Annotated in this window: 22 protein-coding genes; 8 read left to right on the forward strand and 14 right to left on the reverse strand. The window is 71.4% G+C overall.

All coding sequences use genetic code 11. From position 1 onward, the window contains the following. Positions 1 to 64 precede the first annotated feature (64 nt). Both IEZ13_RS26360 and IEZ13_RS26365 read right to left on the reverse strand, forming a co-directional pair. Positions 65 to 499: a VOC family protein gene (locus IEZ13_RS26360; protein WP_183223796.1), complete on the reverse strand. Its 435-nt coding sequence runs from the start codon at positions 497 to 499 to the stop codon at positions 65 to 67. 1,277 nt (positions 500 to 1,776) lie between these two features. After that, positions 1,777 to 2,412: a flavin reductase family protein gene (locus tag IEZ13_RS26365; protein ID WP_183223798.1), complete on the reverse strand. Its 636-nt coding sequence runs from the start codon at positions 2,410 to 2,412 to the stop codon at positions 1,777 to 1,779. Between the two features lie 79 nt (positions 2,413 to 2,491). On the opposite strand from IEZ13_RS26365, the gene IEZ13_RS26370 reads away from it, so the two are divergent. Continuing rightward, positions 2,492 to 3,454 (forward strand): helix-turn-helix transcriptional regulator, encoded by a 963-nt coding sequence (locus tag IEZ13_RS26370; RefSeq protein ID WP_183223800.1) that lies wholly within the window; start codon positions 2,492 to 2,494, stop codon positions 3,452 to 3,454. Here IEZ13_RS26370 and IEZ13_RS26375 read toward each other — a convergent pair. The 4 genes from IEZ13_RS26375 to IEZ13_RS26390 form a co-directional block, all read right to left on the reverse strand. Beyond that, on the reverse strand, positions 3,445 to 4,362 hold the full coding sequence (locus IEZ13_RS26375; protein WP_183223802.1) for an SDR family oxidoreductase: 918 nt from the start codon (positions 4,360 to 4,362) through the stop codon (positions 3,445 to 3,447). The genes IEZ13_RS26370 and IEZ13_RS26375 overlap by 10 nt on opposite strands. A 158-nt stretch (positions 4,363 to 4,520) precedes the next feature. Further along, positions 4,521 to 5,711, reverse strand: a complete 1,191-nt coding sequence (locus IEZ13_RS26380) for an acetyl-CoA C-acyltransferase (protein WP_183223804.1) — start codon at positions 5,709 to 5,711, stop codon at positions 4,521 to 4,523. A gap of 39 nt (positions 5,712 to 5,750) precedes the next feature. Next, complete coding sequence (locus IEZ13_RS26385) at positions 5,751 to 6,386, reverse strand: CoA transferase subunit B (protein WP_203834002.1); 636 nt, start codon at positions 6,384 to 6,386, stop codon at positions 5,751 to 5,753. After that, positions 6,373 to 7,077 (reverse strand): CoA transferase subunit A, encoded by a 705-nt coding sequence (locus tag IEZ13_RS26390; protein WP_183223806.1) that lies wholly within the window; start codon positions 7,075 to 7,077, stop codon positions 6,373 to 6,375. The genes IEZ13_RS26385 and IEZ13_RS26390 overlap by 14 nt, the downstream gene beginning before the upstream one ends. A gap of 89 nt (positions 7,078 to 7,166) precedes the next feature. Between IEZ13_RS26390 and IEZ13_RS26395 the strand changes: the two genes are divergently transcribed. The 3 genes from IEZ13_RS26395 (at position 7,167) to IEZ13_RS26405 (ending at position 10,403) form a co-directional block, all read left to right on the forward strand. Further along, on the forward strand, positions 7,167 to 7,889 hold the full coding sequence (locus tag IEZ13_RS26395; protein WP_183223992.1) for an IclR family transcriptional regulator: 723 nt from the start codon (positions 7,167 to 7,169) through the stop codon (positions 7,887 to 7,889). A 20-nt stretch (positions 7,890 to 7,909) separates the two neighbouring features. After that, positions 7,910 to 8,548 (forward strand): TetR/AcrR family transcriptional regulator, encoded by a 639-nt coding sequence (locus tag IEZ13_RS26400; RefSeq protein WP_183223808.1) that lies wholly within the window; start codon positions 7,910 to 7,912, stop codon positions 8,546 to 8,548. 76 nt (positions 8,549 to 8,624) lie between these two features. After that, entirely contained in the window at positions 8,625 to 10,403 is a 1,779-nt protein-coding gene (locus tag IEZ13_RS26405; RefSeq protein WP_183223810.1) for a flavin-containing monooxygenase, read from the forward strand. Here the strand turns inward: IEZ13_RS26405 and IEZ13_RS26410 are convergent. Beyond that, entirely contained in the window at positions 10,312 to 12,363 is a 2,052-nt protein-coding gene (locus IEZ13_RS26410; RefSeq protein ID WP_229795042.1) for an elongation factor G, read from the reverse strand. The two genes, IEZ13_RS26405 and IEZ13_RS26410, sit on opposite strands and share 92 nt — an antisense overlap. 175 nt (positions 12,364 to 12,538) lie before the next feature. On the opposite strand from IEZ13_RS26410, the gene IEZ13_RS26415 reads away from it, so the two are divergent. Beyond that, positions 12,539 to 13,003 carry a hypothetical protein gene (locus IEZ13_RS26415; protein WP_183223812.1) on the forward strand — a complete coding sequence of 155 codons (465 nt, stop codon included), beginning with the start codon at positions 12,539 to 12,541 and terminating at the stop codon, positions 13,001 to 13,003. Between the two features lie 42 nt (positions 13,004 to 13,045). Here IEZ13_RS26415 and nhaA read toward each other — a convergent pair whose 3' ends face one another. Next, positions 13,046 to 14,323: a Na+/H+ antiporter NhaA gene (gene nhaA, locus IEZ13_RS26420; protein ID WP_183223814.1), complete on the reverse strand. Its 1,278-nt coding sequence runs from the start codon at positions 14,321 to 14,323 to the stop codon at positions 13,046 to 13,048. Positions 14,324 to 14,416: 93 nt separating this feature from the next. Next, complete coding sequence (locus IEZ13_RS26425) at positions 14,417 to 15,625, reverse strand: globin domain-containing protein (RefSeq protein ID WP_183223816.1); 1,209 nt, start codon at positions 15,623 to 15,625, stop codon at positions 14,417 to 14,419. Here IEZ13_RS26425 and IEZ13_RS26430 point away from each other — a divergent pair. Next, positions 15,607 to 16,185 (forward strand): DUF5753 domain-containing protein, encoded by a 579-nt coding sequence (locus IEZ13_RS26430; protein ID WP_268240143.1) that lies wholly within the window; start codon positions 15,607 to 15,609, stop codon positions 16,183 to 16,185. The two genes, IEZ13_RS26425 and IEZ13_RS26430, sit on opposite strands and share 19 nt — an antisense overlap. An 8-nt stretch (positions 16,186 to 16,193) precedes the next feature. Continuing rightward, on the forward strand, positions 16,194 to 16,382 hold the full coding sequence (locus tag IEZ13_RS26435) for a DUF397 domain-containing protein (RefSeq protein ID WP_183223820.1): 189 nt from the start codon (positions 16,194 to 16,196) through the stop codon (positions 16,380 to 16,382). 153 nt (positions 16,383 to 16,535) lie between these two features. Here IEZ13_RS26435 and IEZ13_RS26440 read toward each other — a convergent pair whose 3' ends face one another. Beyond that, positions 16,536 to 16,946, reverse strand: coding sequence for a hypothetical protein (locus IEZ13_RS26440; protein ID WP_183223822.1), 411 nt, complete (start codon positions 16,944 to 16,946; stop codon positions 16,536 to 16,538). Positions 16,947 to 17,068: 122 nt separating this feature from the next. Here IEZ13_RS26440 and IEZ13_RS26445 point away from each other — a divergent pair, with 122 nt between their 5' ends. After that, positions 17,069 to 17,734, forward strand: a complete 666-nt coding sequence (locus IEZ13_RS26445) for a SemiSWEET transporter (protein WP_183223824.1) — start codon at positions 17,069 to 17,071, stop codon at positions 17,732 to 17,734. Between the two features lie 103 nt (positions 17,735 to 17,837). On the opposite strand, the gene murJ is transcribed toward IEZ13_RS26445, so the two are convergent. From murJ to IEZ13_RS26465, 4 genes are all read right to left on the reverse strand, one after another. Further along, entirely contained in the window at positions 17,838 to 19,388 is a 1,551-nt protein-coding gene (gene murJ / locus IEZ13_RS26450; protein ID WP_183223994.1) for a murein biosynthesis integral membrane protein MurJ, read from the reverse strand. Positions 19,389 to 19,423: 35 nt separating this feature from the next. Then, positions 19,424 to 21,784 (reverse strand): PAS domain-containing hybrid sensor histidine kinase/response regulator, encoded by a 2,361-nt coding sequence (locus IEZ13_RS26455; protein ID WP_183223826.1) that lies wholly within the window; start codon positions 21,782 to 21,784, stop codon positions 19,424 to 19,426. A 139-nt stretch (positions 21,785 to 21,923) separates the two neighbouring features. Next, positions 21,924 to 22,655: an HNH endonuclease gene (locus IEZ13_RS26460; RefSeq protein ID WP_183223828.1), complete on the reverse strand. Its 732-nt coding sequence runs from the start codon at positions 22,653 to 22,655 to the stop codon at positions 21,924 to 21,926. Next, positions 22,652 to 24,004 (reverse strand): AAA family ATPase, encoded by a 1,353-nt coding sequence (locus tag IEZ13_RS26465; RefSeq protein ID WP_306421544.1) that lies wholly within the window; start codon positions 24,002 to 24,004, stop codon positions 22,652 to 22,654. The genes IEZ13_RS26460 and IEZ13_RS26465 overlap by 4 nt, the downstream gene beginning before the upstream one ends. Positions 24,005 to 24,021: the final 17 nt, after the last annotated feature.

The following is a 24,021-nucleotide window of genomic DNA, read 5'->3' on the forward strand; positions in this document are numbered from 1 at the left end:
AACTGCGTGCCCGGGCCGGCGCAACCGTCGCCAAGAACGCCGTCCTCCCGGTGATCGAGGCGGATCAGTCCAGGCAGAACTCGTTGCCCTCGACGTCCCGCATGACGATGCACGACTCGTTCTCGCCGTCGGCGTACAGGGTGTAGTCGTGCGTGGCGCCGAGCGCGATCAACCGGTCGCGCTCGGCCTCCAGGGTGGCCAGGCGCTCGTCGCCGACCAGGCCGGTGCCGGCCCGGACGTCCAGGTGCACCCGGTTCTTGACAGCCTTTCCTTCCGGGACGCGCTGGAAATACAGACGCGGGCCCACCCCGTTCGGGTCACTGCACGCGAACCAGGCGCCGCGCTTCTCCTCCGGGAGCGACTGCCAGTAGGCGTCCCAGGTATCGAAACCGCCGGGTGGCGATGGTGGCTCATACCCGAGTACCGCACACCAGAAGCGGGCGACCCGCTCGGGATCCGCACAGTCGAACGTGACCTGAAACTGCCTCACCGATGCCATTCGATCACCATAAGGGCCCGGCCCCGGGCGCCTTCGTGGGTCTCGGTCCGCGTTTCGCTTCCGACTCTTTTCTTCTTGTACGCGTGTCCTCGCCCCGCCCCATCAGGGCCGTTCCGCCCGCTCGGCGCGAGCTTGCTGCCCGCTCCGGCCTGTGCCGCGCCCGCCGGGCGTAGATCGGTTGGACACCCCCGCATGTGCTGCCACTTGCGCCGGGTGGGTGGTAGCTGTCGTGCCTGCCAGGCACCCGGGGTGCTCCTCCCTGGCCGTCCCGCCGGTCGCGCCGAGTGGGTGGCGGCGCTTGACGCCGGTGGCGTCATGGGAACCTGTCGGTAGTCACCCAGGGCGACCGTGTGCAGGCGTCTGGTGGATCCGGGTTATTCCGGAGTCTCTTTCTCGGTTGTTCCTGGCCTCGGTGTCACGTCGCCTGTTCGCGTGTTTCCCGCCTTCGCCGTTCGGCCGGTCACCATCGGCTGGTCGAGCCGTCCGCGAGCGTCGATGTGAACCTTGGGCGATCGTTGCCGAGCGGCGCGATCTTGCGCGATCGTGGCTTTTCGCGATCTTGGTGAGTTGACCACCTCCCGAGGTGGGCAAGTCACCAAGATCGGCCCGAAAGCTACCATCGCCCAAAATCGCCGGCGAGTCGCGGTGACGCCGTAGCCATCCGAACGCGCGACTCGACATCGCGGCCACCCACGACCAAGAAACAGGCTCTCCGGCTACCTCGATGCACCACACGCGCCGGCGATCAGGGTTTCCTCGCTAACGCGGAGTTCCAGCCGGTCGGGCTTTCGGAGTGAGCGCACACGAAAGCCGCCACGTGGGCGATCACCGCGGCGATAGGCCCCGTAGGCGACCACGACACTGCCACCGTGTGCATCCACCGCGGTGTAAGCGCGACCACCCACCCCAGGGTGACCGGCGAAACGGCCGAAAGCGGGCAACCCCCAGTGCCTGGCCAGCAGAACCGCGACCACCGGCACCGGGTGACCGGCACAACGACTGGGAACGGGCAACCCGGGAACCTGGCCGGCAAACCGCGACCACCCGCCCAGCGTGACCGAAAGCAGGAACGGCGAGGTGGCCGTGACCGGCGGCAGCCGGGGTGACCGGCGAACAGGCCGGCCTGCCCGGGCACCGATCTACGCCCGGCGGGCGCGGCACAGGCCGGAGCGGGCAGCGAGATCGCGCCGACCGGACGGGACGGCCCTGATCAGGCGGGGACGAGGTCACCCGTACCGGAAAAGAAACGACACGCGGACCTCGGCCACCAACGATCTCTAGGCTCGGGCGATATCGGCTACCGGCATCTTCCAGCCGGTGGCCAGCCGGGACGGGTGCACGTTCGTGCCGCCTCCGAAGAAGTCGCAGAACTTCATGATCAGCGGGTCCCAGCGGTGCGGGTCGACATAGGCGGTGCCGGGGATCAGGAGATCCTGCTCGACGTGGGTGCGCAGGACGTCCACGTGGAAGGCGGTCCCCCACGGATCCGGTGCGCCGATCGGGTGGGCGGCCGTCACCCGGCACTCCAGCTGGATCGGGCACTCCGTCACCCGCGGCGGCCGGACCAGGTCGGACATCTGCGGGGTCAGGCCCGCCTCGGCGAACTTGTCGGCCACGTGCCGGTATCCCTGGGTCAGCTTGCGGGGCGGCACCTGTCGGGCGCCGGTGGTGAGGGCGATCCGGTCCACCTCGGCGACCAGGCCGGACGGCACGAGGTTCAGCACGCATTCGCCGTACCGTCGAAGGTTTTCGGTGGTCTGGGCGGTGTTGCCGAGGCCGAGCACGGCGGTCTGGCCCAGCCACCAGGCGGACGACATCGGGGCCAGGTTCGCCGAGCCGTCCGGGTTGCGCGAGCTGATCAGCACGACCGGTGTGCCGAAGTAGAGGACCTTGAGTCCCGGAACCACATGCATGCGCTTCAGCCTGTCCGCCGGCGGGCGGGGACGCTGGCGGGGATCGGACCTGGCGTTCCGGGTGGACGAGAATCGGGGTATGCGCGCCGCCCGGCTGATCAATCTGGTTCTGCTGCTCCAGTCGCGGGGCACGATGACCGCCACCGAGCTGGCGACCGAGTTGGAGGTGTCCGAGCGGACCGTCTACCGGGACGTGCTGGCGCTGTCGGCGGCCGGGGTGCCGGTCTACGCCGAGCAGGGACGATCCGGCGGGTACCGGCTGGTCGGCGGCTACCGGACCCGGCTCACCGGGCTGAACCGGGACGAGGCGGAGGCGCTGTTCCTGGCCGGGCTGCCCGGACCGGCCCGGGACATGGGGCTCGGCGAGCCGGTGCGGTCGGTGCGCCGCAAGATGCTGGCCGCGCTTCCGGCCGGACTGCGGGAGGCCTCGGAACGGGCCGGGCAACGGTTCCACCTGGACGCACCGGGCTGGTTCGACGACACCGAACCGCCGGAGCATCTCGCCGCGCTGGCCCGGGCCGTGTGGCAGGACCGGGTGCTGACCATGCGATACCGGCGGGACGGGGAGGTCACCCGGACGGTCTCGCCGTACGGGCTCGTGCTGAAGAACGGGGTCTGGTATCTGGTCGGCAGGGTCGGGGACGATCTGCGGTCCTACCGGGTGGACCGGATCGCCGGGGTGGAAGAGGACGGCGCTTCGTTCGTACGCGAAACGGATTTTGATCTGCCGTCGTTCTGGGCCGAACGGGCGGCTGAATTCGTGCGGCGGATGCTGCGCGAGACGATCACGATCCGGCTCAGCCCGCACGGGCAGCGGATCCTGCGGCGCGTCGTCGAGCCGCCCGCCGCGCAGGAGGCCCTCGACGCGGCCGGGGAGCCGGATCCGGGCGGATGGGTGCGGACCCGGCTGCCGGTCGAGTCGATCGACGTCGCCTACACGTACCTGCTGCGGTTCGGACCGGAGGCCGAGGTGCTGGAGCCGCCCGCCCTGCGTGCCCGGCTCGCCAAGGCCGCGCGGCGCCTGGGCGAGCTCTACCGGTAGCCGGTGACGTCGGCGGGCTTGCCGGGATCCTGCACCTCGACGAGATAGCGCCAGGCGTCCGGCCGGCTCCCGTCGACGTCGGTGAAGCCGTAGACCTTGGCGAGTTCGCCGCTGGACACCGACTTCCCGTTCCAGCGGGCGCGATCCGGGTCGGCGGCGAGGGCGGCGACGGCGCGGCCCACGTACGCCGGGGTCTCGGAGATCGCGAAGTGCGGCTCCTTGGCGCAGCCGTCCCGCCAGTTCTGCTCGGTGACGCCGTAGTGCTCCAGCATCATCTCCGAGCGCAGCCAGCCCGGGGTGAGCGCCACCGCGGTCGCCTGATGCCCGGCCAGTTCCCGGGACCAACTGAAGGCGAGCCGGTTCACCGACCATTTCGCCAGGTCGTAGAAGACCGACAACCGATAGTTCACGGCGTTGTACTCGGTGGTGCCGTCGCCGACCTCGACCACCAGGCCACCCGGGTTGCGGATCAGCAGCGGCAACGCGAAATGGCTGGTCACGATGTGCGAGTCGACGGCCTGACGGAGCAGCCGGAACCCCTGGTCGAGGTCCTGCTCCCAGACCGGCTCGTTCCAGGTGGTCAACGGATCCCCGCCCCAGACGTCGTTGACCAGCACGTCGAGGCGGCCCTGCTCCTCGTCGATCCGTTTCACCAGCGCGGCGACCCGGTCCTGGTCGAGATGGTCGACGGCCACCGCGATGCCGGTGCCGCCGGCCGCGGTGACCAGTTCGGCGGTCTCCTCGATCGTCTCCGGCCGGTTCATCGGCGACCGGGCCCCGCGGGTGGTGCGGCCGGTCGCGTAGACGGTCGCCCCGGCCGCACCGAGCTGCACCGCGATCTGCCGTCCGGCGCCGCGTGTCGCCCCGGCCACGAGGGCCACCTTCCCGGCCAATGCTTTCTGCGTCATGCCACCCAGGCTTCCGCCAAAACCTGACAACCGCCGTCCGATTTAAAACCGTCATCGGTACGGCGACACGCGCTCCGGCGAGGTAGATGGCATCTACGTAGATGCCAACTACCTGTTCGCAGGCACCGGGTTAGTGGGTGCTGCCTGTCGACGCTGAATCAGACCGGTTCCAGGAGGATCGCGGAACCCTGGCCGCCTCCTCCACAGATGGCGGCGGCGCCCAGGCCGGTGGTGCCCGGCTCGTGGAGCTGGCGGGCCAGGGTGCCCACGATGCGGGCGCCGGAGGCGCCGATCGGGTGGCCCAGGGCGATGGCTCCGCCGTGGACGTTGACGATGTCCGGGTCGATGCCCAGGGCGTTCACCGAGGCCAGGGCCACCGACGCGAACGCCTCGTTGATCTCCACCCGGCCCAGGGCGGACGGGTCGGCGCCGAGGTCCTTCAAGGCCGCCTCGATGGCGGCGGCGGGTTGCAGGTGCAGGCGTACGTCCGGGCCCGCGACCATCGACGACGCCAGCACCCGGGCCAGCGGGCGGGCGCCGTGGGCGGCCGCCGCGGTCGCGCTCATCAGGACCAGGGCGGCGGCGCCGTCGGTGAGCGGGGAGGCGTTGCCCGCGGTGATCGTGCCGTCGGCCGCGAACGCGGGGCGCAGCTTCGCGAGAGCCTCCGCGGTGGTGCCGGGGCGGATGCCGTCGTCGGCGTCCAGGAGGCGGTCGCTGAGGCGGCGGTCGCCGAGGCGGCGGTCGCGGACCGGGAACGGCTCGATCTCGCCGGTCAGGAAGGCGTGCGAGGCCTCGGCCCGCTGGTGGGAGCGGGCGGCCCACGCGTCCTGGGCGGGGCGGTCGATGCCGAGGTCGTTGTTGCCGGCCTCGGTGGACGCGCCCATCGAACGCTGCTCGAACGCGTCGGTGAGCCCGTCCTGTTCCAGGGTGTCGAGGACCTCGATCGCGCCGTAGCGGGTGCCGGCCCGGCCGCCCCGCCAGGCGTGCGGGGCCAGCGACATCGACTCCATGCCGACGGCGACGGCCACGTCCGCGCGGCCGGACTCGATGGCGGCGACACCGGCCGCGACGGCCTCCAGGCCGGACAGGCAGACGGCGTTGAGGGTGGTGGCGGGGGCGCCCAGCGGAATGCCGGCGGCCACTGCGGCCTGGCGGGCCGGGTTCTGCCCGGCCAAGCCCTGCAACACCTGGCCGGCGAAGACGCGCTGCACGGCCGCGGCCGGCACGCCGGCGCGGGCCAGGGCCGCCCGGATGGCGTGGGCGCCGAGTTCGGCCGCCGGCACGGTGGCGAGAGATCCGGAGAAACGAACGAACGGGGTACGGGCATAGCCCGCGATCACGACGCTCATGTCAGCTCCACATGTGATCGGCTGGAGGGGTGAAGGCGGTCACGTCGACTCGACGGTGAAGTCGGCGCCGGTCATGGCGCGTAGGCCGTCGATGGTCTGGTCGTCGGCGAGGCGGCGCAGGATCAGCTTGTCGCCGGCCACGTCGAAGACGGCCCGGTCGGAGATGATGCGGTCGACGACGCCGGCGCCGGTCAGCGGCAACGTGCACCTCTCGACGATCTTCGGGCTGCCGTCCTTCGCCACGTGCTCGGTGACGACGATGACGCGCGGGGTGCCGGCGACCAGGTCCATCGCGCCGCCCATGCCCTTGACGAGCTTGCCGGGGATGGTCCAGTTGGCCAGGTCACCGTTGGCCGCCACCTGGAGCGCGCCGAGGATGGCGGTCTGCACGTGACCGCCGCGGATCATGCCGAACGAGGTGGCCGAGTCGAACACCGACGCCCCGGCCAGCAGGGTGACGGTCTGCTTGCCGGCGTTGATCAGGTCCGGGTCCTCGTCACCCTCGTACGGGAACGGCCCCATGCCGAGGATGCCGTTCTCACTCTGCAACGTCACCCGTACCCCGGTGGGCAGATGGTTGGCGACCAGGGTGGGGATGCCGATGCCGAGGTTGACGTACTGGCCGTCGGTCAACTCGGAGGCCGCGATCGCCGCCATGTCGTCACGCGTCCACACGGGCCCGCACCGTCCTCTGCTCGATGTCCTTGTCACGGATCTCGGTCGCCACCAGGTGCCGCACGAAGATGCCGGGGGTGTGCACGTCGTCCGGGTGCAGGTGGACGTCCTCGACGATCTCGGCCTCGGCGATGGTGATCCGTCCGGCGGCGGCGACCAGCGGGTTGAAGTTGCGGGCGGTCAGCCGGAACCGCAGGTTGCCCTCGAGGTCGGCACGATGGGCGCGCACCAGGGCCAGATCCGTGACGATGGCGCGCTCGAGGACCGTACGCATGCCGTCGAAGTCCTTGTGGGGTTTGCCGTCGGCGACCGGGGTGCCGGCGCCGGTCGGGGTGTAGAAGGCGGGGATGCCGGCGCCGCCGGCGCGGAGGCGTTCGGCGAGGGTGCCCTGTGGGACGAACTCGACGTCCAGCTCACCGTCCAGGTACTGCTGGGCGAAGAGCCGGTTCTCGCCGACGTAGGAGGCGAGGACCTTGCGGACCTGGCGGTTCTCCAGCAGCAGGCCGAGGCCCTTGCCGTCGACGCCCATGTTGTTGCTGACGATGGTGAGGTCTCTGACGCCGCTGTCCCGTAGCGCGGTGATCAGCGAGGTGGGGATGCCGGACAGGCCGAAGCCGCCGACCGCCACGGTCATGCCGTCCCGGGCGACGGCGGCGACGGCTTTCGCCGCGCTGTCGACGAGTTTGCTCATGGCCGGGCACGCTAGGCACACCGGCCGCGCGGACCGGCACATTGATCGCTGTGTGATCGCGGTGAGCGGAAGGTGCTCATAATGTGAGCATGCAGGGGTCGCAGTTGGTGGCGCGGGTGGCGGCGGTGCTGCGCCGGGTGGGTTCCGGCGCGGCGCAGGGGGTGACCACCGCGGAGGTGGCGTCGGCGACCGGGCTGCCGCGGTCGACGGCGCAGCGGGTGCTCGCGGCGCTGGCCGAGGAGGGGTTCGTCGACCGGGACGCCCGGCGCGGCCGGTGGTATCCGGGACCCGAGTTGTTCCTGCTCGGGTCGGTGGCGGCGGAGCGTTACGACGTGACGTCCACGGCCCGGGAGGTGCTGCGCTCGCTGGCCGAACGGACCGGGGAGAGCGCCTTCTTCTCGGCCCGGCGCGGCGGGGAGACGGTGTGCCTGGCCGAGGTGGAGGGCAGTTTCCCGCTGCGGTCGCACGTGCTGTACGAGGGTCTGCGGCTGCCGCTGGGGGTGGCGTCGGCGGGGCTGGCGATCCTGGCGTACCTGCCCCTGGAGGAGGCCGCGCCCTACGTCGACACGCCGGAGCTGACGAAACGGGTGGCGGCCACCCGGCGGCGGGGGTACGCGGTGAACCCCGGCCTGATCGTCCCGGGCAGCTGGGGTGTGGGGGCGGTGGTGTTCGACCGGACCGGCGCCCCGGCCTGGGCGCTGAGCCTGACCGGTGTGGAGTCCCGGTTCAACGGCGACCGGACCGCTCAGCTCGGCGCCCTGCTGCTGGAGGCGGCGCACGCGCTGACCCGGCGGATCGCCCACCGGCCCTGATCCCCTATCGTTCCGTATCGATGAGGCAGCCCACCAGAGAGCCCGGACGCGGGCCGCGCGCCGAGCGGGTCGAGCACACCCGGGCCCGGATCCTGGTCGCGGCCGAGCGGCTCTTCGCCGAGCACGGCGTCTTCAACGTGTCCAACCGGCAGATCAGCGAGGCGGCCGGGCAGGGCAACAACACGGCGGTGAGCTACCACTTCGGCAGCAAGAACGACCTGGTGCGGGCGATCATCGCGCGGCACGCCGCGCCGGTGGAGGAGATCCGGCGGCGACTGCACGACCGGTACGCCGGCAGCGCCACCCTGCGGGACTGGGTCACCTGCACGGTCCGGCCGATCACCGACCACCTGGCCACGCTGGGCAGTCCGAGCTGGTACGCCCGGTTCGCCGCCCAGTTGATGACCGAGCCGACGCTGCGGCAGCTGGCGGCCGCCGAGTTCGAGGGGGTGGAGATGCTGCACCGGGTCACCGAGCGGCTGCACGACTGCCTGCCGGATCTGCCGCCGCCGGTCCGCCTGGAACGTGACGACATGGCCCGTACCCTGATCGTGCATTTCTGCGCGGAGCGGGAGCGCACCGCCGACCCGGCGTGGCAGTCGATCGCGGGCGGTCTGATCAACGCGATCGAAGGGCTCTACCGAGCGCCGAACCTCTGATCACCCAGCGTCCACATCGTCCGGTGCACCCTGGGGCCCACACTTTAAGTCAATCAGCTGATTTAAAATCCACCTCATGTCTCACATCCCCCACCGCTACCGTCCCGCGGAGCTCGACGCGCTGCGGGCGCGCTACCGGGCCGAACGCGACCGCCGGATCCGCCCGGACGCGGCGACCCGGTACCGGCGGGCGGCCGGCGAGTTCGGCTACTACGCCAAGGACCCCTACACGCCGTTCGCGGCGCGGGAGCCGAAGAGCGACCGGGTGGAGGCCGTGGTCGTCGGTGGCGGCTTCGGGGGCCTGCTCACCGGCGCGAAGCTGCGCGAGGCCGGGGTCCAGCGGATCCGGATGATCGACGAGGCCGGGGACTTCGGCGGAACCTGGTACTGGAACCGGTATCCCGGCGTCCACTGCGACATCGAGTCCACTGTCTACATGCCGCTGCTCGAGGAGGTCGGCTACGTCCCGAAGTGGCGTTACGCCCCGGGCGAGGAGATCCGGCGGCACTGCGCCGCCATCGCGCAACGGTACGACCTGTACGACGACACCATGTTCCACACCCGCGTGACCGAACTGCGCTGGGACGACGACGCCGGCGAGTGGACCGTGACGACCGACCGCGGCGACGAGTTCCGTTCCCGCTACGTGGTCGTCTCCTCCGGCACCCTGACGCAGCCGAAACTCCCCGGCATCCCCGGCATCGAGACGTTCACCGGGCACACCTTCCACACCAGTCGCTGGGACCACGGCTACACCGGCGACGACCTGTCGGGGCTGGCCGGCCGCCGGGTGGGCGTGGTCGGCACCGGCGCCACCGCCATCCAGGTCGTTCCGCACGTGGCCGAGGCCGCCGGCCATCTGTACGTCTTCCAGCGCACCCCGTCGTCCGTCGACGTCCGCGACAACCGGCCGATCGACCCGGAGTGGGCCGCCACGCTGGAGCCGGGCTGGCAGCGGGAGCGGATGGAGAACTTCCTGACCATCGTCACCGGCGGTCACACCGGACAGGATCTGATCGGCGACGGCTGGACCGCCACGGCCCGTCTCCAGCGGCAGATGCTGACCGGATCACTGGACCCGAACATCTCCGCCGAGGAACGCGACCACCTCGACGAACTGGCCGACTTCCGCAAGATGGACGAGATCCGGGCCCGCGTCGAGGAGGTGGTCGACGACCCGGTCACCGCCGCGATCCTCCAGCCCTGGTACCGGTACATGTGCAAGCGGCCCGGCTTCAGTGACCACTACCTCCAGGCGTTCAACCGGCCGAACGTCACCCTGGTCGACACCGCCGACCACGGCGGCATCACCGCGATGACGCCGTCCGCGGTCGTCGTCGGCGACCAGGAGTACGAGGTGGACTGCGTCGTCTTCGCCACCGGCTTCGAGGTCGGCGTCTCCGGTGTCGTCTCCGGAACCCTGCCGGTGTACGGGCGCGGTGGTCTGCCGCTGCTCGGGCACTGGCGCAACGGTCCGCGTACGCTGCACGGCTTCTACAGCCACGGCTTCCCGAACCTGTTCCATCTCGGGTCGCTGCAAAACGCGGCCGCGGTCAACTTCGTCCACGTGCTCCAGGAGCAGGCCACCCACATCGGCGCGGTGGTCGCCGAAGCCACCGAGCGCGGCGTGCGGCGGATCGAGCCGACCGCCGAGGCGGAGGAACGGTGGGCCGCCACGATCCGGGAGCACGCGCTGGACAACTACCGGTTCCAGGCCGAGTGCACGCCCGGCTACTACAACGGCGAGGGCAACCCCCGGCCGGTCAACCACTCCTTCGGGCCGGGCCCGGTCGTCTTCCACGAGCTGCTGCGCACCTGGCGCGGCGACGGCATGGACGAGGTGCTGGCCGGCTGACGGCGCCTACCGGGGCACCGCCCGGAACCACTCCCGCCGGGGCCGGATCGGGGCCGCGCCGGGGCAGGACCGGCGGATCCTCACCGGTGACCGGCGCGTAGTGGTCGAAGTGGGCGGTCAGCACGGCCTCGCCGCCGGTCAGGTCGGGCAGCGCCGCCACGATCCGCGGCACCCGTGACGACGGCAGGGTGCCGCTGACCTCCAGGTAGCCGCCGGCCTCAGCGGTGTCGTCGATGGCCGCCCCCAGCCGGCCGAGCAGGGCGGTCACCGCGTCGGCCTGCTCGTGCGGCAGGTTGACGTCGAACCGTTCGACCGGCTGGCACACCCGGGTGCCGGCCTCGCGCAGCGCGGCGGTCACCACCACCGGGGCGAGGTTGCGGAAGTCCGCCGCCACCGAGGAGATCGACTTGTCGAATTTCTGGTGCGGTTTGCTCTGCCGGGGCCAGTACTGCGACGACGTCATGGTGATCACGCAGTCGGTGACCGGCCAGCCGAACCGGCCGTACCGCAGCGCGGCCCGCACGCCCTCCTCGGTGGCCGCGATGAACGCCGGTGGCAGCCGGCCCGGCTCGATGCCCGGGCGGAACTCGATGCCGTGCCCCACCGGCGCGGCCTCGACCCGCAACCCCACCCCGGCGAGGTACGGGTTGCCGCGCTCCCGGATCCGGTCCTCGGCGTGGCCTTCGCCCACCACCCGTTCGATGCAGGCGGTCAGCGTGCCGGAGAAGCGCACGCGGACGCCGTACCGTTCCTCGAGAAGCGACGCGATCACCTCTTTCTGCACCTCGCCGTGCAGCCGGATGATCGCCTCCGACCGGTGCTCGTCGAGCCGCAGGTCGACCAGCGGATCCTCGTCGGCCAGGTCGGCGAGCCCGGCGAACAGCGCCAGCCGCTGCGCCGGGTCGACCGGCTCGACGAGGGCCTGCCGGGTCGGCGGCGGGAACCGGTAGAGGTGGCGGCGCGGCGGATCTCCGACGTGCTGGCCGATCCGCGCCGACAGCCCGCGCACCGCCGCGATCTGGCCGGCCGACGCCGCCGCGCGGACCAGGATCCCGTCCGGCTCGCTCACCGCGATCTCGGTCACCGTCTGCGGCCGGTCCCCGTTCAGAGCGACCCGATCGCGTACGCGCAGACGACCCGACCACAACCGCAGCCAGGCCCGCCGCCCGTGGCCGTCGCGGTCGACGGCGAACACGGTGCCCGCCACCGGGCCGTCCCGCTCCTCGCAGCGGGGCAGCAGGCCGGCCAGGATCTGACGCAGTTGCGGCACGCCGGCGCCGGTGATCGCCGAGCCGCACGCCACCGGCGCCAGCTCGGTGCGGCGGACCGCCCGGCGGATGGCGCGGCGCACGTCGCGGGCCCGGACCGGCTCGCCGGACAGCCACCGCCCGGCGATCACGTCGTCGGCCTCGGCGACCGCCGCCACGACCGGCTCGGCGTCGAGGCGCAGCGCCCGCACCCGGGCGTCGCGGCCGCCCTGCCCGGTGACGGTGGTGAGCATGACCGGGCAGGTGGCGAGCCGTCGCCGGATCTGGCCGAGCACCCGGTCCACGTCCGAGCCGCGCCGGTCGACCTTGTTGACGAAGAACAGCGTGGGCACGCCGATGCGGCGCAGCGCCCGCCAGATGGCGACGGTCTGCGGCTGCACGCCCTCCACGCCGGACACCACGAGCACGGCGGCGTCGAGCACCGCCAGCGAGCGCTCGACCTCGGCGATGAAGTCGGGGTGGCCCGGGGTGTCGAGCAGGTTGACGGTCAGGTCGCCGAGGTCGATCGAGGTGACGGCCGCCCGGATGGTGATGCCGCGGCGGCGCTCCAGCTCCATCGAGTCGGTGCGGGTGGTGCCGTCGTCGACGCTCCCCGGCCGGGACACCGCCCCGGCCTCGAACAGCAGCCGCTCGGTCAGGCTGGTCTTGCCGGCATCAACATGGGCGACGATCCCGAGGTTCAACAATGACAAAGCAGGTCTCCACGGTAGGACGGGTCGGGGTCCGGAGCGTGGAAGCTGCTCGCATCGGTTTTACTCCTCGTCGGGATGGTCGGATGCCGTTACGGTTCCCACCCTGGCACGGGCCCTACGGCTCCACCACCGATTTAGCCCGCCGACCGGCTCCGGCGCGCCTAGCCTGGGAGGCATGTCGTACGTCGCCGCCCGGGACGGACGCAAGAACCGCAGCGCCGCAAGCCGGGCTCCCGCTGTCCCTGACCGGATCGACGACCTGCACGGCAGCAGCCTCGGGGTGCTGGAGGTGCCGCACCACATGGCCTGCGGGCACGCCAGCCGCCGCCGCTACGACCTGGACGACCCGGTCCAGTTGCGGCACGCCTACGAGCTGGTGTTGTGCGAGGCCGCCGAGTGCAACGAGGTCGAGGATCTGATCAATCCGATGATGCTGCGCCGTGTGTGGCGCGACCTGCATCTGCCGCCCCGGATACGGGCGGCGTGGGAGATCCGGCATCCGGGCCTGCGCCGGACCGTCAACCGCCGGATCTCCGCCGACGAGGTGGTCGCCGTCCGCGGCGGATCCACCCGGCCACCCACCATGGGGTTCGCCCGCCGGGGCCGGACTCCGGTCAACCGGACCGTCATCGCCCGCTGATCATCGGGGCTCAGGGCCTGCCCGGCCCTGAGCCCCGGTCGTTCAGTGCTGGTAGACGTCCGGGATGTCGTCGCCGTCGGAGTCGACGCTCTCCTCCGCCTGGACGCGGCGGTAGGTGCGGTTACGCGCCCGCAGCAGCACCCCGGCCACCAGGGCGGCCGCCAGCGACCCGGCCAGCACGGCGATCTTGGCGTGGCCGTCGCGGACGCTGCCGGCGCCGAACGCCAGCTCCGCGATCAGCAGCGAGACGGTGAAGCCGATGCCGGCGAGCACGGCCAGGCCGGCCATGTCGATCCAGTGCAGGCCCGCGTCGATCCGGGCCCGGGTGAACCGGGCGGTCAGCCAGGTGGCGCCGAGGATGCCGATCGGCTTGCCGGCGAGCAGGCCCAGCATGATGCCGATCGCGGCCGGGTCGGACAGCGCCGAGCGCAGCCCGGCCGGCCCGCCGACGGCCACCCCGGCCGACATGAGCGCGAAGATCGGCACCGCGACGCCGGCCGAGATGGGCCGGAACCGGTGCTCGAAATGCTCGGCCAGGCCGTGCTCGCCGGCGGCCGGGAGCACCGGGACGGCGAAGCCGAGCAGCACACCGGCCACCGTGGCGTGCACCCCGGAGGCGTGCACCAGCGCCCAGGCGGCGAACGCCAGCGGCAGCAGCAGCCACCAGCTCCGGACGCGGCGCTGCACCAGCCAGGTGAACAGCCCGAGCGGCACCAGCGCGCCGAGCAGCGGCAGGATCGCCAGGTCATCGGTGTAGAAGACCGCGATGATCATGATGGCGAGCAGGTCGTCGACCACCGCGAGGGTGAGCAGGAAGGTGCGCATCGCGGCGGGCAGGCTGCGGCCGACGACGGCGAGCACGGCGAGCGCGAAGGCGATGTCGGTGGCGGTCGGGACGGCCCAGCCCTCGGTCGCGCCTCCCCGGTTGACGGCCAGGTAGATGATCGCGGGCGCGATCACCCCGCCGACGGCCGCGGCGACCGGCACCGCCGCCCGGCGTGGATCCCGCAGGTCGCCGGCCACGAACTCGCGTTTGAGCTCGAGACCGGCGACGAAGAAGAAGATCGCCAGAAGGCCGTCGGCCGCCCAGGTGGCCAGCGTCAGGTCGAGGTGCAGGGCGTGCGGGCCGACCGTGAACCCGATCAGCGCCTCGTACGAGGCCGACCACGGCGAGTTCGCCCAGAGCAGGGCGATCAGCGCGCCGGCCAGCAGCAGCACGCCGCCGACGGTCTCCTTGCGGAGCACGTCCGCGATCCGGCGGGTCTCGGCCCAGGACCCGCGGCTGAACACGATCGGGGACGGACGGGAGTCGTCGGGCACGGGGCCTCCAGATTGAGGGTCGGTGAATCTCCCGCCGACCAGACTTCCCGGCACACCTCCGGACAGCCTAACCGGTCAGCCTCCGCCTCGGCCTCAGTCGGCGTCGGCCTGCCACAGGTCGGGACCGAACACCTCGTACTGGATGTCGCGGGGCGGGACGCCACGGTCGATCAGCGCGCTGCGGATCGACTGGAGGAACGGCAGCGGGCCGCACAGGTAGTGGACGGCGCCCTCGGGCAGGTCCGCCTGGTCCAGGTTCATGGCGCCGGAGAAGACGCCGGTCACCGGCAGGTCGGTGCGCTGGTCCTGCTCGTACCAGACGTACAGGGCCGACTTGGGCAGCCGGGCCAGGTCGTCGACGATCTGCGCGCGCAACGGGAAGGTGGACTCGGCGGCGTCGGCGTGCAGCATCGTGACGTGCAGGTGGGAGCCGGCGGCGACCAGGTGGGACAGCATCCCGGCCATCGGCGTCACCCCGATGCCGGCGCTGGCGAACACGACCGGCCGGCCGGAGTCGTCGAGGACCACGTCGCCGTACGGAACGCTCATGGTCAGTTCGTCGCCGACCTTGACCGAGTCGTGCAGCAGGTTGGAGACCTCACCGTCGGGTCTGCCGCCGCCGTGCACCCGTTTCACCGCGAAGTAGCGGTGCTCGCCGTCGTCGGCGCGGGTCAGGCTGTACTGCCGGGGCTGGCGTACGCCGTCCGGCATCGTCGCGAGGAGGGTGACGTACTGGCCCGGCAGGGACGTCTTGACCGGCCGGTCGTCGACGCGCCGCATCACGAAGGACACCACGTCGTCGGTCTCCCACTCCTTGGCGGCGACCCGCCACTGCCGCCACACCCGGTCCGGGGTGACGCCGCGGGCGCTGTAGAGGCCGCGTTCCTGGTGGATCAGCGCGTACGCCATCAGCCAGTACACCTCGTCCCAGGCGGCCGCGACGTCCGGTGTGACGGCGTCGCCGAGCACGTCGCCGATGGCCCACATGAGGTGCTCACGGACGATGTCGTACTGGTCGGGCCGGATGCCGAGCGAGGCGTGCTTGTGCGCGATCCGGGTGAGCAGCCGCTCCGGGATCCGCGGCGGATGCGACAGCAGCCTGGTGGCGAAGACGGCGACCGACCCGGCCAGCGCCTTCGGCTGCGAGCCCTCCGCCTGGTTGCCGCGGTTGAACATCCCGTCCTGGAACTCCGGGTGCTCGGCGAACATGTGCGCGTAGAACCGGTTGGCGATCTCCGCGATATGGTCGGCGACGACCGGCAGCGTGTTCTGCACGATCGGCCGTGCTTTGTCCGACAACACGGTTATACCCCCTTTGTCGTTGTGCTGAGCCTAGTCACGAGCCGTCCTACGGGACTCGAAAACGGTCGCGAGCGGCACGGCCAGAAACACCGACGAGTACGTGCCCACGCCGTTCAGGAGCACGGAAGCCGACTCCGGAAGCGGTACAGCAGAACGTCACCGTGCGCATGGAGCGTCAGAAGCTGGTGACCGAGGGAAGGCTGCGACTCGTCGCGGTTATGGACGAGGCGGTTCTCCACCGGCAGATCGGCGGAGCCGAGGTCATGCGCGAACAGCTCACGGCGATGCTGGAGTTGGCCAAGCTCCGGAACGTCACCATCCAGGTGATCCCATTCAAAGAGGGCGCCTACGCCTCGATGCTGTCGAGCTTCGCCATCCTCAACTTGCCCGCCGGACCGAACGTGGTCTATATCGAGGGCTTGACCGGCGACCTCTACGCTGAGGGTGACGAGGTGCAACGTTGCCTGACGGTGTTGAACGAGCTGCGGGCATCAGCGTTGTCGCCCAGCGCATCGCTTGAGATGATCAAGCAGATCCGCGGCACGGACCACCAGCAATAGGAGTTGTGATGCTCGACCAGACCTGGCGCAAGAGCACACGAAGCGGAGACAACGGCGCGTGCGTCGAGGTCCGGCGCGTAGACGACACCATCGAAGTCCGCGACACCAAGGACCGGACCAAGCCCGCGCACGTCTACACCTTGGCGGAGTGGGAAGCGTTCATCGGCGGAGCGAAGGCCGGAGAGTTCGACATCTGACGGGACGGTAGCCGGCGCGGCCCCACGGGTGGCTGTGAGTGACCACACCCTGCTACGCGAAACGTCCGATGACTGCCCGTACACGCCGCTGAGATCCACGTAAACACGCGAGAACGGCCCGGCCCCATTTGATGGGGGTGTCCGGGCCGCTGCTCATTCGAGGTCGCTGGCCTCGCGGCGTAGCGGAGCTCGCCCTCTCCTCGCTTCGAACAGGGCCGCCGGGGTGACGGCGGCGCCGGAACCGGCCGCGGTCGGCCAGGTGATCCGCCGCCGGGCGCCGAGGAGCAACCCCGCGATCGCGGCGACCAGCAGCAACAGGGCGCCGGGCGCGGGTCTTTCGATCAGCCGGGCTTCCGGCAGGACCGGTGCGGCCGACGGCGGCGCGATCGCCACGGCCACGACCGACCGGGGCGTGTCGAAGGCGGCGGGCGGCTCGGCGCGGCCGACGGCGGCGGCGCCGAGCAGCACCGTCCAGGCGACCCCGAGAGCCAGCACGAGCGGCAGCACGGCGGCACGCCAGGCCGGCCTGCTCCGCTCACTCCACACCCGCGGTGCCTCCCTCATCGATGTCCGACCCTATACCGGCGGGGAAAGTTGCCATCCGGTTCACCTCGGTGGCCGATCGGTTCTCCGGCTCAGTGGCCATCCGGGCGGGGCGATCAGTCAAGCGTTTGTGCCTCGTCCCGATGGGAGTTCGAATTTTGCTCACCGCTGTTCTCGGCTGGTCCGCCGCGGCTCTGACCATCTCGCTGATGTGGCCGCAGATCTGGACGTCGTGTGTGCGGCGCCGTACCGCGGGCCTGTCGCCGACCGCCATCTGGCTGGGCGTGGCGCTGCCGGCGGGCTGGATCGAGTACGGCCTGCTGATCGGCGACCCGGTGCAGATCGCCACCAACGCGGTGGGCACGGGCGCCGGGATCGCGGTCCTGGTCGCGCTGCTGGCCGCCCGGCCGGAGCTGCGGACCCGCCGGGCCGGCCTGGGCGCGGCCTCCGGCGCCGTGGCGCTGCTGCTCGCCACCGCCGCGACCGCGGGTCTGTCGAACCTGCCGGGCGCCGACCCCCGGGCGCTGAGTTCGGCGCTCGGTGTGGTGCTGACCGGCGCCGTGCTGCTGGCCAACGTTCCGCAGCCACTGGCCCTGCTGCGCGACCGCGGTCAGGACCTGTCCGGTGTCTCCGGGTCGCGCTGGGTGCTGGGGGCGGCCTCGAACCTGAGCTGGGCCGTCTACGCGGCCGCGCTCGGTCAGCCGGCCGTGGTGGTGTGCTCGGTCACCGGCCTGCTCTGCTCGCTGGTGGTGTGCTTCGTCCTGGCCACGGCCCGCCGTCCGCGTGCCGCCGCCCTGGCCACCGCCTGACCCGATTCCTCCGGCAGGTCGCGGCTGCGGCCCGGCGACCTCGTCGGCTACAGCGTCGTGCTGAAGCGGAGCACCACCGACGCGGCGCCGACGACGAAGTAGGTCACCAGGTCCGCAGGCCTGGCAGCGCGGTGTTCAGCAGGTGCCGCAGCTCGGCGAGGCGCATCAGCCGCCCGGCGAGCAGGTAGCCGGCGCCGCCCGCGGCCACCGCGCCCAGCAGGGTGAACAGGGCGCCCGTCCAGGAGGCCGGGCCGGTGACCCAGACGACCAGGCCGGCGCATCCCGCGCCGGCCGCGGTCGCCACGAAGACCCGCAGATGGGTACGGACGAGGCGCCGGCCGTCGATGTGGCCGAGCCGCCGGCGCAGCACGAGGGCGGTCACGGTGAGCCCGGCCAGGTAGGCGACCGCGTACGCCACCGGGATGCCGATGACGATGTCCCGCTTCGGCAGCAGTGCCCCGGCGACGGCGCATCCGGCCACCCCGACCGCGGCGACCAGCACCGTGATCAGCGCCGATGTCCGGGTGTCCTGGAGGGCGTACAGGCCGCGCTGGAGGATCATGTAGCTGGTGAACGGCACCAGGGTGAGCCCGAACGCGGTCAGGACCAGGCCGAGCACCCGGACCGTGGCCGGATCGCTGTTGCCGTGGTCGAACAGCACCACCGCGACGGTCGGGCCGAGCAGCACGAAGGCGGCCGCGATCGGCGCCATCACCACCAGGGCGGTGCGCACCGCCCGGGACAGCCCGACGGTGACCCGCTGGTGTTCGCCGCGGGCCGCGTACTCGCTGAGCCGGGGCAGCATGGCGGTCATCACCGACACCGCGATGACCGCGAACGGCACGAGGTAGACGGCGCTCGCGTTCTGGAAGGCGGTGATGCCGCCCGCCCCGCCCCAGGACGCGGCCCGGGTGGCCGCCGCGGTGAGCGTCTGCGAGGCGACGACCGCCACCAGCACCCACACGCCGAGCCTGCCGATCCGCCGGATCGCGATGCCGCGCGGGTCCAGGTGCAGCCGGATCGGGAAGCCGCTGCGGCGCAGCGCCCACACCACGAGCAGCGCCTGCGCGAACACTCCGGCCGTCGTGCCGACCGCGAGCAGCAGCAGCTCCCCGGTGCTCGGGTCGGTGCCGGTGGCGCCGCCGATCGCCAGGTAGACGAGCCCCACCGCGATGACGATGACGCTGTTCACCAGGGGCGCCCACGCTCCGGTGGCGAACCGGCCGCGGATGTTGAGGATGGCTCCGGTGGTCGCGCTGACACCGTAGAAGAGGATCTGCGGGAGGAAGAACCGGCTGAACACGATGGCCAGGTCCCGCTGGTCGCGGGTGAAGCCGGGGGCGTACAGGTCGATCAGCAGCGGCGCGGCGAGCACGGCCAGGACGGTGACCGCGCCGAGCACGTAGACGATCAGCGACAGCAGCCGCTGCGCGTAGAGCACTCCGCCGTCGGGTTCGCGCAGCGCCGCCCGGGTGAGCAGCGGCACCACGATGCTGGCCATGGTGCCGCCGACGATCAGCTCGTAGACGGCGTTCGGCACGGTGTTGGCCAGGTTGTACGTGTCGAGCAACCGGCCGCCCAGCCCCAGCGCGGCGGCGAGCACCAGGATCCGCAGGAACCCGGCGACCCGCGAGGCGAGGGTGGCGACGGCCATCCGCTGCCCGGCGCGCCCGATCGAAGATCCGTCTGTCACGTGACGTGCATACCGTCTCCCCTGCCCCCGGAGCGAATCGGGCCGCCACGCAGGGTGCGCAGCAGCTCGGTGATGGCGAACGGCTTCTCCAGCAACGGGGTGGCCGCGGAGCCGGCGGGCGCGACGTCGAGCAGCGGTTCGGCGTACCCGGACATGTAGATCACCCGGATGTCCGGGATCAGCTCGACCACCCGCTGGGCCAGCTCGCCGCCGTGCATCCTCGGCATCATCACGTCGGTGAGCAGCACGTCGATCTCGTCGCGGTGCCGGTGCGCCAGGGTCAGGGCGGCCGGGCCGTCGGGGGCGGTCAGGACGCGGTAGCCGTGGCGGGTGAGTGCCCGGGCGGTGGACTCGCGGACGCCCTCCTCGTCGTCGGCGAGCAGGATGACGTGGTGCCGCCCCGGCTCGCCGGCATCCGGGCCGCCCTCGTCCGGGACGATCTCCTCCTCCGGGTCGGTGTACGCCTCGTCGGTGGCCGGCAGCAGGACCGTCATGGTGGTGCCCTCGCCGGGACTCGACGTGACGGCCAGGCAGCCGCCGGCCTGGCCGACGATCCCGTAGACGGCGGCCAGCCCGAGCCCCGTACCCGGGCTCTTGTCCTTGGTGGTGAAGAACGGCTCGAAGGCGCGCGCCGCCACGTCGGCGGACATGCCGACGCCGGTGTCGGTGACCCGCAGGCGCAGGTAGCGGCGCCCGGTCTCGGGTGGCGGCTGATAGCCGGGGTCGTCGCCGTCGAATTGGAGGTTGTCGGCGGCGATGCCCACCGGGCCCCCGCCGGGCATCGCGTCCCGGGCGTTGACCACCAGGTTGACCAGCAGCTGGTCGAGCTGTCCGGGATCGAGCAGGACCGGCCACAACCCCGGTACTGCGGTCAGCCGCAGCTCGTGGCCCGTACCGACCGCGGTGCGCAGCGACGGCAGCAGCCGGTCCAGGACGGCGCCCGGTTCCAGCACCCTCGGCCGGTTGAGGTCCCGCCGGCTGAAGGTGAGCAGCCGCTGGGTGAGCCCGGCGCCCCGCTCGGCGGCCTTCCGGATCCGGTCGAGGTCGTCGGCGAACGGCTGCCACTGTCCCGGGTCGGTCCGGGCCAGGTCGGCGACCTCGTCCCCGAGCAGGTCGGTGTAGTTGGAGATGACGGCGAGCAGATTGTTGAAGTCGTGGGCGACACCGCCGGCCAGCTGTCCGAGAGCCTCCAGCCGCTGCGTCCGCTGCCGCTGCACCTGTTCGGCGAGGCGGGCCCGTTCGTGTTCGGCCGCCACCCGCTCGGTGATGTCGCGTCCGGCGACCAGCAGCATGTGCTCGCCGGCGCTGTCGAACCGGGTCACCGTGCTCTCGGTGGGCACCAGGGTCCCGTCGGCGCGGACGATATCGACGTAGATCACGGCCGACGGCAGCGCGGACTCGAACAGCGCGGACACCATCCGGGCGACGCGCTCCCGCTCGTACCCGGGCAGGAACCGGTCGTAGGACTCGTCCAGCAACTCCTCCCGCGAGTAGCCGAGCAGCCGTTCGGTGCCCTGATTGACCATCACGATCCGGCCGTCGGGCGAGACCCCGGTGATCGCCTCCGGCACCGCCTCGAGCAGCGCCCGCAGCTTCTCCTCGGCCCGGTGTTGCTCGGTCAGGTCGCGGGTCGCCGCGATGAGCACCGGCTCGTCGGGTTCCTCGTGCCAGCTCAACGTCGTCTCGCCGGGCAGCACGGTCCCGTCCCGGCGCCGCAGCCGGGTCGCCAGCGTCCGGGTGCGGTCGCGCAGCCGGGGATCGGCCAGCAGGCGCGCATGCAGCTCGATCATGTCGGTGCGGGCCTCCTCGGCGAAGAGCGTCCGCGCCTGCCGGCCGGTCAACTCCTCCGGCCGGTAACCCAGCAGCCGTTCGCAGGACCGGTTGGCGAATACGATCCGCCCCTCACGGTCGATGCCGACGATCGCGTCCGGGGTGGCCTCCAGCAGCGCCGTCATCCGGGCCTCCGACCGGATCTCGTCGGTCAGCTCGTGAGCGACGCTGACCACGCCGCGCACCGATCCGTCGGTGCCCTCCATCGGCGCGAACGACATCCGGACCGGTACGCGCGTGCCGTCCTTGCGCAGCCGCACGGTCCGCAACTGCGCCGTGGGGGTGCCCCGGAGGGCCTTCTGGAAGATCTGCCAGTCACGCTCGGCGACGTCGGCCGGGTACATCATCGTCACCGGCCGGCGTCGCACCTCGTCGCAGCGGTAGCCGTAGATCCGCTCGGCCGCCGGATTCCAGGCGGTGATCCGCCCCTGCGTGTCGCAGCCGATGATGGCGTCCGCGGTGGAACTCACCACCGACGACAGGAAGCCCTCGTCATGCCTCTTCCCGGTTCGTTTCCTGCCCTGCATGACCATGAGGATCACCGTCCGTAGCGAGATCTCCGCTGGAGCACGGACGCCCGCCCGGTCGCGCCGCGACGAGTGATGTCCCCAGTCTCCCCCGGCGCAGTCCGGCCGACCCGATTTTCGCCGGAAACGTCCGGTGCTGCTACAGGACGCAACCAGGGAAGATCGATGCGAGGGTCGGCAGGTTACGCCGTGCGCACCGGGGCACCTCCGGTGCCACGGCCTTGCTCCCGAGGCGGCCCGCGGCGACGTCATGCACGAAGTGGTGGAATGCGTCGACCACCGGCAGGAAACGCAGATCCTCCACGTCCTCGGCACCGATCGCGCGCTTCTCCAGGGCCGCCTGCGCGAAGACGCGCACCACACCACGCCACGACCGGTATCGCGCCTCCACCAACTCACTGCGGGCATTGAGCCCGAGTACGTCAATCGTCTCCCGCCCCTGCGGGGTGAGGTCGATGAAGTGGCCGGTGCTGGCTAGCGTCATGTGATCGGCGGAGTCCTCTACGCTCGGGTCCAGCAGAAGCGGCTGCCCGGCCGGCCCGACCGGGAATCTCTCCCTCTTCGCCTGCTGGTTGCAGTAGCCACAGGCGAGGATGTGATTGGCCCATACGAAGGTTCGCGGCGGGTCGTGGGCGATCGGCACGAAGTGGTCGACATCCGTACCGCGGCTCTCGTAGCAGTACATGCAGAACGACGGTCGTGCGCACATCGTGAGCAGCTCGGTCCTGAGCCTCCGGCGGGTGGTGGTGGCGGCGCTCCAATTCGTACGTGCGGTCTGTTGAGGGTTGGCACTGCTGACGATCTTTGCGGTCTCGCTGGCCAGTCCTGTGGAGAGCCGCGCGGGAAGCGGGCGGCGCTGGATCGGGATCAAGAATCGTCCCCGAGCACGTCGCGCACCCGGCTACCGGGAGACGGCGCAATCGCCTCGGACAGTCGCACCAGCTCAGCGAGATCCTCGGGGTGTGCCTGACCGCGGATGGCGAGCCGTTCCAGGCGGGTCAGCACGGCCCTCAGCTCGTCGACGCGTTCGGAGTAGGGCGAGTCCAGCCCGAAGAGCTCGGTGAGAACCGCGTCGTCTCCGCTTCCGTTCACGACCCGGCGGAAGAGTCCCTCATCCGCGACCTGCGGCGGGAAGTCGTCCTCCGGCCCGGGAAGCTGGATCAGACCGCCGGGTGAGGCGCTCTGACAGATGTACGGGCTGTGGCTCGTGACGATGAACTGGATGTAGGGAAAGTGCTTCAGCAGCCAGGGCGCGATCCGCTTCTGCCAGGAAACGTGGAGGTGCACGTCGATCTCATCGATGAGCACCACGCCGGAGGTATGGATGGCCGGGCTCCGATCGGGCGCCCATGCGATCCTGCCACCGAAGCATTCGTTGATCTGGCGCACGATGTCGGTCACCAATGCGGTGACGGTGCGGTAGCCGTCGCTCATCTCTTCGATGCGGATCGGGAAGCCGGGCTCTCTGGTGATCCACAGTCCGTCGGGATCCACTCGGTCCACCGCGTACCCGTCGGGGAACAAGCCGTCGTTAAGCAGCCCGATGACACGTTCCTCCAGCTCGGCGTAGCCGACGCGGTTGGACCGGGCACGATAGTTGACCTGCTGGAGCCACTGGACGGTCTCGGCGAGGGAGGCCTCTTCACGGAACAGGGTCGCGAACCGCGCCGCGGTCCAGTCGCCGGCCATCAGTCGTGCGACCTCGCCACTCGTTCCGGCCAACCGGCGGAACGGGCCGTAACCCGCGGCGAACCAACCGGTCGGCTTCGGCGACCAGAGCGCCCGCTCGGCCATCACTGCTCCCGGGACACCTCGCACGTCGGCTTGGGGTCGTGCTCGCGCGCCCTCGGTCTGTTCCCATCTCAATGCGGCCGGGAAGGCGTCACCCGACCACCCCGTTCCCAGGTTGATCTCTCCGAAGTCCCGGACGACTTCCGCGTTGACCGTTGCCACGGCCCGCCCGTGGCTGACCCAGTCCCGGTCACCCTCCGTCAGGCTGTTGGCCACCTCCGGACCGGCGAGCGCGGTCGCGGCGGCACGGAGAAGCGTCGACTTCCCGGAGCCGTTACGGCCGGCGACGACATAGAACCCCCGATAACGGTCGTGCACGTCGCCGTTTTCCTGATCCCGCCCGAAACGGAGATCGACGGCTCGGGTCCCGTGGAATCCTCGCACTCCATTGATGCGCAGGCGACGCAGGTACACCGACGGGCCCTCCACTGAATGAAACCTTCGAC

This window comes from Actinoplanes campanulatus (assembly GCF_014647795.1).
GTDB classification, from domain to species: domain Bacteria; phylum Actinomycetota; class Actinomycetes; order Mycobacteriales; family Micromonosporaceae; genus Actinoplanes; species Actinoplanes campanulatus.

Excerpts from the sequence above, each read along its gene's own strand:
- murJ (WP_183223994.1), bottom strand. The coding sequence starts at position 19,388 with ATGGCCGTCGCCACCCTCGCCTCGCGGGTCGCCGGGTTCCTGCGGATC.
- IEZ13_RS26440 (WP_183223822.1), bottom strand. The coding sequence starts at position 16,946 with ATGAGGGAGGCACCGCGGGTGTGGAGTGAGCGGAGCAGGCCGGCCTGG.
- IEZ13_RS26405 (WP_183223810.1), top strand. The coding sequence starts at position 8,625 with ATGTCTCACATCCCCCACCGCTACCGTCCCGCGGAGCTCGACGCGCTG.
- IEZ13_RS26370 (WP_183223800.1), top strand. The coding sequence starts at position 2,492 with ATGCGCGCCGCCCGGCTGATCAATCTGGTTCTGCTGCTCCAGTCGCGG.
- IEZ13_RS26365 (WP_183223798.1), bottom strand. The coding sequence starts at position 2,412 with ATGCATGTGGTTCCGGGACTCAAGGTCCTCTACTTCGGCACACCGGTC.
- IEZ13_RS26445 (WP_183223824.1), top strand. The coding sequence starts at position 17,069 with ATGGGAGTTCGAATTTTGCTCACCGCTGTTCTCGGCTGGTCCGCCGCG.
- IEZ13_RS26375 (WP_183223802.1), bottom strand. The coding sequence starts at position 4,362 with ATGACGCAGAAAGCATTGGCCGGGAAGGTGGCCCTCGTGGCCGGGGCG.
- IEZ13_RS26360 (WP_183223796.1), bottom strand. The coding sequence starts at position 499 with ATGGCATCGGTGAGGCAGTTTCAGGTCACGTTCGACTGTGCGGATCCC.
- IEZ13_RS26380 (WP_183223804.1), bottom strand. The coding sequence starts at position 5,711 with ATGAGCGTCGTGATCGCGGGCTATGCCCGTACCCCGTTCGTTCGTTTC.
- IEZ13_RS26395 (WP_183223992.1), top strand. The coding sequence starts at position 7,167 with ATGCAGGGGTCGCAGTTGGTGGCGCGGGTGGCGGCGGTGCTGCGCCGG.
- IEZ13_RS26415 (WP_183223812.1), top strand. The coding sequence starts at position 12,539 with ATGTCGTACGTCGCCGCCCGGGACGGACGCAAGAACCGCAGCGCCGCA.
- IEZ13_RS26435 (WP_183223820.1), top strand. The coding sequence starts at position 16,194 with ATGCTCGACCAGACCTGGCGCAAGAGCACACGAAGCGGAGACAACGGC.
- IEZ13_RS26455 (WP_183223826.1), bottom strand. The coding sequence starts at position 21,784 with ATGCAGGGCAGGAAACGAACCGGGAAGAGGCATGACGAGGGCTTCCTG.
- IEZ13_RS26390 (WP_183223806.1), bottom strand. The coding sequence starts at position 7,077 with ATGAGCAAACTCGTCGACAGCGCGGCGAAAGCCGTCGCCGCCGTCGCC.
- IEZ13_RS26400 (WP_183223808.1), top strand. The coding sequence starts at position 7,910 with ATGAGGCAGCCCACCAGAGAGCCCGGACGCGGGCCGCGCGCCGAGCGG.